The sequence below is a fragment of the Corynebacterium sp. CCM 9204 genome, assembly GCF_041357695.1.
Taxonomy (GTDB): domain Bacteria; phylum Actinomycetota; class Actinomycetes; order Mycobacteriales; family Mycobacteriaceae; genus Corynebacterium.
The window spans coordinates 56,747-69,220 of record NZ_JAUERX010000001.1 but is presented as its reverse complement, the minus strand read 5'-3'; the positions used below and the strand labels follow the sequence as shown (position 1 = coordinate 69,220).

General features: G+C 54.9%; 8 protein-coding genes, 1 tRNA gene and 1 CRISPR repeat array. Of the genes, 3 read left to right on the top strand and 6 right to left on the bottom strand.

Annotated elements, in window-relative coordinates:
• Window positions 1-48: 48 nt before the first annotated feature.
• A tRNA-Lys gene (locus tag QWU43_RS00305) sits at window positions 49-124 on the bottom strand.
• Window positions 125-534: 410 nt separating this feature from the next.
• On the opposite strand from QWU43_RS00305, the gene QWU43_RS00300 reads away from it, so the two are divergent.
• Window positions 535-1,746, top strand: a complete 1,212-nt coding sequence (locus tag QWU43_RS00300; protein ID WP_370916849.1) for an Ig-like domain-containing protein — start codon at window positions 535-537, stop codon at window positions 1,744-1,746.
• Window positions 1,747-1,816: 70 nt separating this feature from the next.
• On the opposite strand, the gene QWU43_RS00295 is transcribed toward QWU43_RS00300, so the two are convergent.
• Window positions 1,817-2,098: a DUF3618 domain-containing protein gene (locus tag QWU43_RS00295; RefSeq protein ID WP_370915636.1), complete on the bottom strand. Its 282-nt coding sequence runs from the start codon at window positions 2,096-2,098 to the stop codon at window positions 1,817-1,819.
• A gap of 171 nt (window positions 2,099-2,269) precedes the next feature.
• Between QWU43_RS00295 and bcp the strand changes: the two genes are divergently transcribed.
• Both bcp and QWU43_RS00285 read left to right on the top strand, forming a co-directional pair.
• Window positions 2,270-2,770: a thioredoxin-dependent thiol peroxidase gene (gene bcp / locus QWU43_RS00290; protein WP_370915635.1), complete on the top strand. Its 501-nt coding sequence runs from the start codon at window positions 2,270-2,272 to the stop codon at window positions 2,768-2,770.
• An 11-nt stretch (window positions 2,771-2,781) separates the two neighbouring features.
• Entirely contained in the window at window positions 2,782-3,447 is a 666-nt protein-coding gene (locus tag QWU43_RS00285) for a TetR family transcriptional regulator (protein WP_370915634.1), read from the top strand.
• A gap of 458 nt (window positions 3,448-3,905) precedes the next feature.
• A CRISPR array of direct repeats spans window positions 3,906-7,143; the repeat unit is 36 nt; unit sequence ACTGGGGTTCATTTCTCCTTACCCCTGATACACTTC.
• Between the two features lie 50 nt (window positions 7,144-7,193).
• Here the strand turns inward: QWU43_RS00285 and cas2 are convergent.
• The 4 genes from cas2 to QWU43_RS00265 all read right to left on the bottom strand — a co-directional run bounded on the left by cas2 (window position 7,194) and on the right by QWU43_RS00265 (window position 12,365).
• Window positions 7,194-7,484 (bottom strand): CRISPR-associated endonuclease Cas2, encoded by a 291-nt coding sequence (gene cas2, locus QWU43_RS00280; RefSeq protein WP_370916848.1) that lies wholly within the window; start codon window positions 7,482-7,484, stop codon window positions 7,194-7,196.
• Between the two features lie 19 nt (window positions 7,485-7,503).
• Complete coding sequence (gene cas1 / locus QWU43_RS00275; protein ID WP_370916847.1) at window positions 7,504-8,433, bottom strand: type II CRISPR-associated endonuclease Cas1; 930 nt, start codon at window positions 8,431-8,433, stop codon at window positions 7,504-7,506.
• A 4-nt stretch (window positions 8,434-8,437) separates the two neighbouring features.
• A complete protein-coding gene (cas9, locus tag QWU43_RS00270) occupies window positions 8,438-11,755 on the bottom strand; it encodes a type II CRISPR RNA-guided endonuclease Cas9 (RefSeq protein ID WP_370916846.1) in 3,318 nt (1,105 codons plus the stop codon).
• 208 nt (window positions 11,756-11,963) lie between these two features.
• A complete protein-coding gene (locus QWU43_RS00265; RefSeq protein ID WP_370917185.1) occupies window positions 11,964-12,365 on the bottom strand; it encodes a holo-ACP synthase in 402 nt (133 codons plus the stop codon).
• Window positions 12,366-12,474: the final 109 nt, after the last annotated feature.

Here is a 12,474-nt window from a genome sequence, read left to right as displayed (position 1 = left end):
CAGGGGAAAAGAAAACAGGCCGGAGAGCAAACTCCGGCCTGTTTAACGTGGTGCGCCATCAGGGACTCGAACCCCAAACCCGCTGATTAAGAGTCAGCTGCTCTGCCAATTGAGCTAATGGCGCTTGCTGCTGCGGTCTTTTCTTTCCCGGCAACGAATAAACACATTACAAGTGGTCCGAATGATTGTAAAATCAGCAGGTCATAAGCCATCTTGGGTTCCCTGCACCCATCGCACCGCCCTGAGACGCGGGCACGGAAGCCACCAGTTTTCAGGCGCTGCGGATCATGTCTCAAATGCCCTGAGACGCGGGCGTGGAAGCCACAACCGGACATCTGCGGAGAAGACGTTTCAAGGTCACAGCTCCAGAACAAACGTCCGAGAGATGCCTAATACGGTACGCCCCAGGAAGTAAGCTGGTTGTATCGCGATCTCGTCAACGCCAAGCTTCACCCGACGGCGTAACCCCAGCGACTTCCACGACACCTGATCGGGAAGCACGCCGTGCAGAAACGTAAACGACCATGGAGAACAATGACCTTCAGCATGCACCTACCTAACCTCGGCCGTCTGTCCAGCGTTCTGGCTGTGGTCGCGGCTGCAGGACTCCTCACTTCCTGCACGGTAGGATCCGGTTCCGATACTGCAGGGGATGGGGCGAACGGATCGGCAGGCACGTCGACACCTGCCCCTGAGCCCATGAAACCTGTGGTGAGCGTCCCAGACGATGCGACGGGCATCAATCCGAAGGAACCCGTCATCGTCAAAGCGATCGAGGGAACGCTGAAGAAGGTCGTGATGACCAACGAGGACGGCTACGAGGTCGAGTCCACGCTTTCCGAGGACGGGAAGACCTGGGAAACCGCAGAGGTTCTCGGCTACTACCGCACCTACACAATCACCGCTACCGGTTCGAACGGCGCAAAGCGGACCACCACATTCAGCACAGCCCAACCCGCACAAACATCCACCGTCGCACTGTCCCCGATCGAAGGCTCGACCGTGGGCATCGGACAGACGATCGCATTCCGCTTCGGCATGAACATTCCGGATCGACAGGCTGCCGAGGATGCCTTGGAAGTGACCACGGATCCGCCTGTCGAGGGCGCCTTCTACTGGCTCAACAACCGCGAGGTGCGCTGGCGCCCTGAAGAATTCTGGGTACCGGGCACCAACGTGACCGTCAAGGCCGACATTTACGGTAAAGAGCTCGGCGGTGGTATCTGGGGGGCGTCCGACAACGCCACAAGCTTCACAATCGGGGACTCCGTCATCGCCTACGCCGACGACAATACAAAACAGTTGCAGGTCACCAGAAACGGCGAGGTGCTCAGGAACATCCCGATCTCGATGGGATCACCCCGTTTCCCCACCCCGAACGGCACCTACATCATCGGCGACCAGTACCCGGACTTGGTCATGGACTCATCCACGTACGGAACACCGGTGGACGACCCTGACGGCTACCGAACGAACGTGAAGTACGCGACACAGATGAGTTATTCCGGCATCTACGTCCACGCCGCCCCGTGGTCCGTGTGGGCGCAGGGCAGCCAGAACGTGTCCCACGGGTGCCTGAACGTCTCGACGGATAATGCGCAGTGGTTCCAGAACACCGTCAAGCGTGGCGACGTCGTCATCGTCAGAAACACGCAGGGAGGCCCGCTCTCCGGCTGGGACGGCCTGGGCGATTGGAATATCCCGTGGGAAACCTGGAAAGCAGGCAACGCAACGGAGAATCAGTGACCCGACAGAAAAAGGTGCCCACCCCTGGAAATGATCGGGGTGGACACCTTCCTGCGCCTGAAAAAGAACTCTAGGAGAGCCGCTCGGAGAGCATACGCTGCAGTTCCTTGAGGTCATTGCTCTTCCTGCGTGAACGGTAGACCCCAAAGCCGACGACGAGAACAACCGCACCGGCGACACCGGCGAGGACCTTCTGGACCTTCGGGTCATTCAGCTTGTCGGTGAAGGAACGCTTCGCATCATCCACGATATTCTCCGGACGGGTACGCTCCGCGAGCTGGTCCAGGGTGGAGGCGAACTGCCTACGGGTGCGGTCCAGTTCGCGCTGGATATCTTCGATGTCACGTGCCACGGATGAACTCCCGGTTTAAATTGTGGTGGTCAGACTTACTGATAACTCCAACGGTAGTTCATGGGAGGGGTGATGCGCACCTGCGACACCACCCGGATGCCGACACCACGACAAAAGGTGACAACAAAAGGGTTATTAACGTCTCCGGCGGGCCCAGGTAAGGTGTGGTTCATGTCTACACCCTCCCCTTCCGCCGCGAACACGCCAGCGGCTCCCCGACGGCTGGAACCCGGCGATACAGCACCGGAACTGACTCTTCCGGACCACACTGGCAAGACGGTTTCCCTGAAGGATTTCGTCGGCCAGCGGGTACTGGTCTACTTCTACCCGAAGGCGGGAACCCCTGGTTGCACCAAGGAAGCGTGTGATTTCCGGGATAATCTATCTGATTTCTCCGACGCAGGGATCACGGTTCTTGGTGTCTCCCCCGATTCGGTCGAGGATCTCGCGGCCTTCCACGAGAAGGAGGGGCTGACGTTCACTCTCCTCTCCGATGAATCAAAGAACACCATGGCGGCATGGGGTACGTGGGGAGAAAAGAAGAACTACGGTCGCATCGTCCAGGGCGTCACCCGTTCAACGATCATCATCGACGCCGACGGCATGATCGAGTCGGCACAGTACAACGTTCGTGCCACGGGACACGTTGCCCGCGTTCTGCGGAACCTCTGACCTGCCGCCCGATGACGTCCAGAGCCTCCACTCCCCCGCAGGACCAGAACTCCACGGAGATCCTCGTTCCACGACGCCGCCCCGCACAGCAACGGTCCCGTGAACGATTCGAGCGTATTCTCTCGGCTGCGCGGAGCGTCCTAGTCGACGTCGGATTCGAGTCCTTCACCTTCGACGAAGTCGCCCGCCGAGCAGAGGTACCCATCGGTACGCTCTACCAGTTCTTCGCCAACAAGTACGTCCTCATCTGCGAACTAGACCGCCAGGACACTGCCGGAGTCGTCGCCGAGTTGGACACGTTCGCACACCAAGTCCCGGCACTCCAGTGGCCCGAATTCCTCGACGAATTCATCGAACACGTGTCGAAACTCTGGCACGACGACCCCTCCCGCCGGGCAGTATGGCACGCCATCCAGTCAACCCCGGCAACCCGCGCCACAGCAGCCGCCACCGAATCCGAAGTCCTCGACATCATCGCCGAGGCCATGCGCCCACTGGCAAGCCACGCCAGTGAAGAACAACGCCGAGAACTCGCCGCGCTCCTCGTCCACACAGCCAGCTCCCTACTCAACTTCGCCGTCCGCGACCCCCGCATCGACGACAGCCGCTTCGACTACACAGTCAGAGAAATCAAGCGGATGCTAGTGGCCTACCTGTTCTCGGTGGCGCAGGGTTAGCACTAAGCACAGACCCACAAACCGACGACTTTCGGGAGGGCGAGCTCACCGCTGCCCAACAGGAGCTGGCTTATCCGCTTACATTGGGCGAAACCCGGATGAAACGTGATCCTTAAAGAAGCTTGTCGAAGATGGCATATGCGACAACCTTCTCGGCGATCGACCCCAGGACTTTTCTAATCCTCAGTAGAGATCGTTTCATAGCAAGCTCACACTCTCCTAGCAGAGAGAAACTTCTCTACATGAAGCACCATCTCACTAATTCACCGCTACAGTTCACTTATTTCTCTTTCTCGAGATACGGTTCAGCCACCCCACGATCTAACGCTCATTAAATGGTGCAAATTTAGCCAGTCCCAAAACCTTTCTAAGCAGAACGTTTTAATTCTGGAAAGACTGGAGCGCATATCTAATCGTACCGATACACTTCCTGGACGGCGTACGGCGCTATCGTGGAAGCTGGGATTCATTTCTCATTACCCCTGATACACTTCTCGACGACCGTTCCACAGTATCGACAGGACTGGGGTTCATTTCTCATTACCCCTGATACACTTCTGGCGAGAATGGGTACGCCCGGAGGCAAACTGGGGTTCATTTCTCCTTACCCCTGATACACTTCACGTCGAGTGCATGTACTACGTGCTCGAACTGGGGTTCATTTCTCCTTACCCCTGATACACTTCGGAGACTGTTCATGGAGAACTTGTGCATACTGGGGTTCATTTCTCCTTACCCCTGATACACTTCTAGTGACAGTGCGTAAATACGGCTGCTGACTGGGGTTCATTTCTCCTTACCCCTGATACACTTCTCTGCCCACAACAAGGAGCAGCCGCCCTACTGGGGTTCATTTCTCCTTACCCCTGATACACTTCCCGAAGCAGTACGTGAGGCCCCCGTGGGACTGGGGTTCATTTCTCCTTACCCCTGATACACTTCGCGCGCAGTGGCGCCACCGCGCCCGCGCACTGGGGTTCATTTCTCCTTACCCCTGATACACTTCCGGCGGCGTCCGATCCCGTCTGCGCCGTACTGGGGTTCATTTCTCCTTACCCCTGATACACTTCCGGCGGGACGCTCGGTCTTGATCCGTTTCACTGGGGTTCATTTCTCCTTACCCCTGATACACTTCAGCGCAGAGGACGCAACAGAATCGGAAAACTGGGGTTCATTTCTCCTTACCCCTGATACACTTCCGCGCAGTAAGGGGGGAGTGATGGACAGACTGGGGTTCATTTCTCCTTACCCCTGATACACTTCACGCATTCGCTTCGGGTTCGGAGAAGGCACTGGGGTTCATTTCTCCTTACCCCTGATACACTTCTTTCGGTTCCTTTCTGAACGTGCAGCCCACTGGGGTTCATTTCTCCTTACCCCTGATACACTTCGCACCCCCGAATACCTCGCAGCCTGGTTACTGGGGTTCATTTCTCCTTACCCCTGATACACTTCAAGCCAGCCCCGGACACAACACCGGCGGACTGGGGTTCATTTCTCCTTACCCCTGATACACTTCGCGCCGTAGATCGTCGGGGGTCTGTAGCACTGGGGTTCATTTCTCCTTACCCCTGATACACTTCACTTCGGTGACGGTCCTGTCCTGGTCTAACTGGGGTTCATTTCTCCTTACCCCTGATACACTTCAGCCCGACGAAACCGCCCGCAGCCACGAACTGGGGTTCATTTCTCCTTACCCCTGATACACTTCAGCGACGAAGCTGCCGCGCTGGAAAACCACTGGGGTTCATTTCTCCTTACCCCTGATACACTTCAACCGTGGCGCGTTCTCGATCCAGACGTACTGGGGTTCATTTCTCCTTACCCCTGATACACTTCGCGCCCGCACTACCTGCACTAGACCTACACTGGGGTTCATTTCTCCTTACCCCTGATACACTTCGTCGGGACATGTGGGAGGCGTGGGGAGTACTGGGGTTCATTTCTCCTTACCCCTGATACACTTCCAGCGGCGTCCGATCCCGTCTGTGCCGTACTGGGGTTCATTTCTCCTTACCCCTGATACACTTCCGACCGCCCGGCCCCCCATCCCCTCCCTACTGGGGTTCATTTCTCCTTACCCCTGATACACTTCTCGATAGCTCTGCCCCCCCCTGACGACGGACTGGGGTTCATTTCTCCTTACCCCTGATACACTTCAAGCTGACGGCACCAAAGCACCCCGCGCACTGGGGTTCATTTCTCCTTACCCCTGATACACTTCTCAATGACGATAATCTCATTCCCAATCGACTGGGGTTCATTTCTCCTTACCCCTGATACACTTCCGACGTATCGCCTCATCCAAGCCCATTGACTGGGGTTCATTTCTCCTTACCCCTGATACACTTCGCCAATCTGTCGTGTCACGACTGTCAGCACTGGGGTTCATTTCTCCTTACCCCTGATACACTTCAGAACCGCTGTGGTAAGACCCGCCACGCACTGGGGTTCATTTCTCCTTACCCCTGATACACTTCCGCGGGTTCTGCGGACACGCCGAAGTGTACTGGGGTTCATTTCTCCTTACCCCTGATACACTTCCGCGGGGGCTTAAGGCGCAGAGCTATAGACTGGGGTTCATTTCTCCTTACCCCTGATACACTTCAACTCGTCGCGGTTCTCGTGCAGCTGGCACTGGGGTTCATTTCTCCTTACCCCTGATACACTTCAAGCTGCGTTAGGGATTCATTCACGGGCACTGGGGTTCATTTCTCCTTACCCCTGATACACTTCTCTGGCACCCGATCAACTCAACCACCGGACTGGGGTTCATTTCTCCTTACCCCTGATACACTTCTCGATGTATCCGACCTGTCCGTGGCGGTACTGGGGTTCATTTCTCCTTACCCCTGATACACTTCTGTCGGTGGGGATCGACTACGGCACGAAACTGGGGTTCATTTCTCCTTACCCCTGATACACTTCTATCGGCGGGATCAGTGACACCCGATGTACTGGGGTTCATTTCTCCTTACCCCTGATACACTTCTAGGCCGATTCCTCGCCGGCGACCCCGTACTGGGGTTCATTTCTCCTTACCCCTGATACACTTCCGCGGTTTCTGCGGACACGCCGAAGTGTACTGGGGTTCATTTCTCCTTACCCCTGATACACTTCTCGGCGCGAACGTCCTCCCACAGCTCACACTGGGGTTCATTTCTCCTTACCCCTGATACACTTCAAGGCGATCTCCGACAAGTGGAACGAGGACTGGGGTTCATTTCTCCTTACCCCTGATACACTTCACAGCCAGCGCCCATCCCGATTCACCGCACTGGGGTTCATTTCTCCTTACCCCTGATACACTTCATAGCGAGATCCCCCCGCCGCTGCACCCACTGGGGTTCATTTCTCCTTACCCCTGATACACTTCCAGCACGCGCGCGGCGAACAAGACCGTGACTGGGGTTCATTTCTCCTTACCCCTGATACACTTCCGGCGAGTCTCCGCATGCGACCGGCGAAACTGGGGTTCATTTCTCCTTACCCCTGATACACTTCGGGGTTCGTGAGCATGGCGACGGCGCCGACTGGGGTTCATTTCTCCTTACCCCTGATACACTTCGGCGGGGTCCGCTACCGCTAAAGCGTTCACTGGGGTTCATTTCTCCTTACCCCTGATACACTTCTCCCGCGGAACCTTTTCTGGACCAGCACACTGGGGTTCATTTCTCCTTACCCCTGATACACTTCAGCATGCCTGAAAAATCACTGATGACCTGCAGTTATTCCCGCCCCAGGTGTTAAAAAATCGTTAGCTGGGACGGCTCTGACTCCGGTTTCACAGCAACAGCGCTCGAAAACCGTAGGGCCTTCGCCCACTGTGTATCGGTCACACATATAATCCTCACGTCACCACCCGACGGTAGGGCAGCCTTGATAGCAGTCCCGATCTGGCTCAGCCGTGCCGCAAGCGGAAGATACTGAACATAGACACTGAGCTGCACCATACAGAAGCCAATATCAAGTAGCTCGTTCCGAAATCTCGTCGCGGCAGTCCGTTGCCCCTTCGTTTTCACTGGCAAATCAAACATAACCAGACACCACACCTGATCAGCCCCCTTCGCTGGCACAGATCTCCCCCCTCCAAGTTGGTACCTCCAGCATTTTCCGCTGACCCTCTACATAAAGCCCATACTGTTGACAGAAAGCGGTAAGTACGGTTGGAATCGTAGCGCCAGATTCATCAAACTTCGCATCAACTGCGGATACAAGCCCCGCACGCACATCCGCTAAACTCACGTCAAAACCAAGGTTAGAACCAAGATTCAGGACGCGAGCGTCTACAGCAGGCCTGAAGGGCTCAATCAAGTCGTCTACAAGCGCATACGGATTGTCACGACCTCTGTGGAACACCGCTAGCGTTCCCGATAAACCCGCTGAAACGGCGGCACGAACTCCGTATCCACGTAGAACGGTATACGCATAGTCAAGGCATCCATTAAGTCCACCGTCACCGATTCCAGGATTCCTCCTAAACTCGGAATAGAGCAGTGAAATTCCTTGCCAATACCGTTTCGCCGCATGTGCCTCGACATTTTCTGGATCCCCCGATCGGACGCCCTTCGCCAGCTCTGAGAGGCTATCAGACACAGTAGATGAGAAGGGTCTAACTGTAGCTGCCTGGCCCAGAACCTTTGCGCGAATAATCCGTGCCCAGGCATTTTTACGCCTGGGTAATGACAAATCTGCCTGCGCGCGCTGGCGGGCACCAATACGAGTATGATTCCGCCATGGCATAGCCCCTGCAACCGGAACACCACACCAATTGCAAATCAGAAGAGCTATATCATAGTCACTCAGTTTCGCCAAGACAGCACCAGAGATAGAAGTTTGGTTTCCGATGAGAACAACGGCAACTTGAGTGAGAGGCACAGACGTTCTTTCACATTCACCATCTTTTTGCACAAGGATACAGCCCCGTCGGTAATGTATCCGACCGCTAAATTCCGTGAAGTCAAGAACCCGCCAACCTGGATTCATCGAACTACGCCTCAATCTGCCAGGTTATAGGCAGATGTGCAGCACTATCCATCCGGGGATTTCCTAGAGCATCTCGACGGATCACAGCGACGGAACCATGCTCAAACAATTTGTTTACAGCGACTCTCCAACCTCGAGCCTTCAAAATCTCCCGAACTCCAAATATAGAGCCTTCATCCAGCCCCTCAGCACTTAATTGCAAAGGTCTCAAAAGGAGCTTCGTATTCGACTCAAATCCAACAAACTTCCATCTTTTAATTACTCCAACTTCTTCTTGTGTTTCAACTAAATATTTATTATCGAAAGCCGATGTATCTACGAGCATCTCGTCATCCGAAACCAACCACCCCAGGTACTCAGCGGTTCCTTCCATAATGGCTCTACGTAGCTTTTTCTCCGTATAGCGAAGGGTTACTGACTGAGAAGGAATATCCACGGAAAAGAGATCCTGATTTCGAAAGCGTTGAAGATCGACGGTATAAACCCCCATCACCCCGTAGATACTCTTCTTACCAACTGGGTAACGATAGATCCTCGCATGATGGAAAGACGATCCCAGTTTCACGAATCCTCCACGCACTGCAAGGCATGCGGCCTTCACTGGGAAAACGGTGATCGTGTCCTCGGAGTTCAAATACCTACCATGGATTCGTAATGTTCTTTCCGAGTTTTCAGGAAGTCCATTTTTGGGATCATAATCCGAATGCCTCGTGAGCGCACACCACAGTGCTTCACTAGAGGCACGATCAATATCTTGTACTGAAATCGCATCTCCAACTTTTAGTTCTTTCAGTGGATGAATCTTAGCTTCATGAACAGCTCCGTTTCCAAGACGGAGCCGAAGATTAGACATCACCACAATTCGGTCTTCATCCAATGCGTTTTGAACTATCTCCGCCATTGACGCCATCTTGAGTTCCCACTCAGCGAACTTCTTACGATGAAATGAGTCAACTCCCTTAAACTTATCCCACGTTTTCTTTTCCCGGCGTATCCTTTGGGAATATCGCAGTTCATCCCTTTGTGTGAGAGTTTCAGCAATAGTAGCGGACATCAACGCAATTGTTGCGGCATCCACTACATGATGTCGCCGATCGAGGCGTTTCTTAACACCTTTACGCCTATCTTGTTGTTTGCGACTGGCTTCATCAATAAGGGTAATTTTTTCCTCAATGCCAGCAGCTTTGCGTGCTAGATGAGTAAGATAGCCCCGATAAACCCGTACTTGAGCAGATTCCTCCCCTTCACGATGGAGGCGCTGCCAGATGCGCGCTCGAAGTTCGTTCGCCATCCATGAAACTGATTCAATAGAGCGATTATCTATTTCCTCGTCAGCCGTTTCTCTCTCAAATCTTTTACAAACCTCTTCTTTAAATTTCCTAAAATCTTTCTCCCGCATTCCGGGGTCCGTGATCCAATGCCTGACGCGTTCTACGACCTCTTCAACACTTACTCCTTCACGGTCACTGGTCCGCGCCCATTGAGCGAAAGGGAGATTGCTCTTCGATCGGTTACACTCACGACATACCGCAACTAGGTTTTCTCGTTTATTTGTCGAACCTGGCCCTTTACGCGGCACAATATGATCCATCTCAAAATTGTCGAATTTGATTTCTGATCCACAGTACGCACAGTTGCCATTTTGCCTTTGGAAAGCCTGATAGCGCCATAACGCTATTTTCTTCGAAACCCCAACATCTTCACCATTCCCAAGCTTTGCCTGCAATTCTGCATAGAGTTGTTCGTTCCGACTTGCGCGCCGTTGCATGTCTTTATCAATTTTCTCGCTTGTTGCTTTACTCGTGAACGCAGTTCGAACATGCTCGATGTTCACGCTCTGGGGTTCCCCCCAGGTATCAATTGCGGCTTCCAACCACCGAGCAACAGTTTTGAGCACCCGATCAACTGCCGGATTTCCAACTGGTTCACCGATCCGCGGTGCCGGCGGTCTCCAGTCTCGCCCTTTCCCGAATTCCCGGAGCCGGGCTTGATATAGGTCGACGCCTTCTTCCAACATGACTCTCGTGAGGCGCCGGAGCGTATCCTCCGAGTATGCCGCCCGTCCGATGGGGAGATGGAGTTTATCTAGTTTTTCCTGTTCTGAATCTTCAAGTGCCGTGAAATACTCTTGGACCGCAACTCCTTCTTTGGAGTCAAAGTCGGTCATCTCACCTTTCGCAAGTGCTTTGAGCATCACTGACCGATGCGCCTCGTCTGCTGTTTTCCACCAATTCGCGAGAGATTTCGCCGGGCAGGTGAGGAGCTGTCGATTCGTATCGTGCACGGGTGGTCGGGCACCCGCACGCTCTCCATCATCAGTCATCGTCGCAGTACCAAGGAGTTCACCCCGGTCAATACCGAGAATCTCCGCGATGCCATTCCAGTCAGCCTCTACTTTGGGCTTCAGGTTCACAAGATAGTCATTGATCAGATTCCGCTCTTCGAGGGTGAGCAACCTTTTCCCGCTGTCGGTACGAATCCGAAGGTTACCGATGAGCGCAGCGATCCGATAGCGCTGGAACGCATCCGACGCCTTCAACGCGCGGTCTTTTTCAGGCTGGAGAGGATCCTTACCCACGCGTCCCGATGCCGATCCCTTTGGCGATTCTGCAGCAAAAACCTTCTCGATGATCTGTCGCGTCAGTACCCCATCGATTCCTTGCTTGGCGCAGATTTCGCGAATTTCCCGGGCGTGGTCAGATTGCAGTAGTCGAGAACAGAGCAGCCCGCCTTCACCCCGCAACTTGTGTTGCCCGAAGCTCGTGGCCGCAACCATCTGTCCAACGGTCGCGGTTTCCGGAATCTTCACTCCGGTTGTCTTCGTGATTGTGGTCCTGATCTCTTCGAATGCGCTACTCGGGGAAGCGTCGACCATGAGTGACGAGACCCTGGAGTAGGGGTTCCGCCACCCTCGGTGGCGCGCAATGTGACGCAGCGCGATCGATAATTTCTCGCCAAGTTCTACAGGATCCTCGATCTTTCGTGCCGCGAGTTCTGCCCGCACTTTCCACGGAAGGTACGGGTCATCATAGGACTCCATTGCGGACACCGGCCACCCCTGTTTTTCCAGGAATTTATCCAACTGGATGAGACGACGTCGGCGCTTTCGGAACAGTCTCCGAGTTCTACGAGCGACTCCAGACACCGCCAACCGGGTTAGCGCGTCTTGCTGATTGCCGGGGTCGACTCCTGAATCATGAATGTGCGACACCGCGCTCAGCAACTCCGTGGGCATCCCCGCATCATCAATGGCGAGGGCTACCATCCCGACCGAGTAGGACCCAACGTCGATTCCGACGAGGTAGCGACGTTCTTCAGACATCTATCAGACCTTTCTTATAGAAAAAGGCCAATGAACATCGCTGTTCATTGGCCTTGAGAGCTAATAGCTCGGAGCATTCAACGTCAGAAACGAGCTGACGCTTACTGAGGTTCATTTCTCGATTCCGAGTATAGATGACACGCATAGATTTGAACAGCGTTCTCCGCGTTTTCACTCCACTATGGGGGTAGTATTCCCTTCCCCCTATCTATCCAACCCAACACACTGCCGTGGCGTAATCCGCGTCGTGGCTTATGGACAGGCTCACCCGTACATCACCCAAGCTGAGGTTCACAGTCCGGGCCACCTCTCCGTGGAGCGCGAGCGTAACCCTTCCCCACCTGTCGGGTCGGACCTCGATCTCCTGCCAGTTCACTTTCTCGGGGTGGATGACGGGCGACTGTCCGTAGAGCGCGGTGGACCAGGCTTTGATGAATGCTTCTTTGGCGGCCCAGCGCCCGGCGAGGTGTTCGGCGCGCAGGTGGGCGGGTTTGCGGCCTGCGATACGTTTCTCCGTGGTGGTGAAGACGTCTGCGAAGGTGCTGCCCGGGGTGCCCAGTTGTTCGGCGAAGCCGGGGATGTGAACGAGGTCGATGCCGGTGGCAGGGATGAGGGGCGCGGGCATGGGGCCAGTCTACTTTCGGAGGTCCGCACCGCAGGATGATGGAACACACAGCCGCCGCCCCACCTGTGTGAACGGGTGGGGCGGCGGCTGTCTT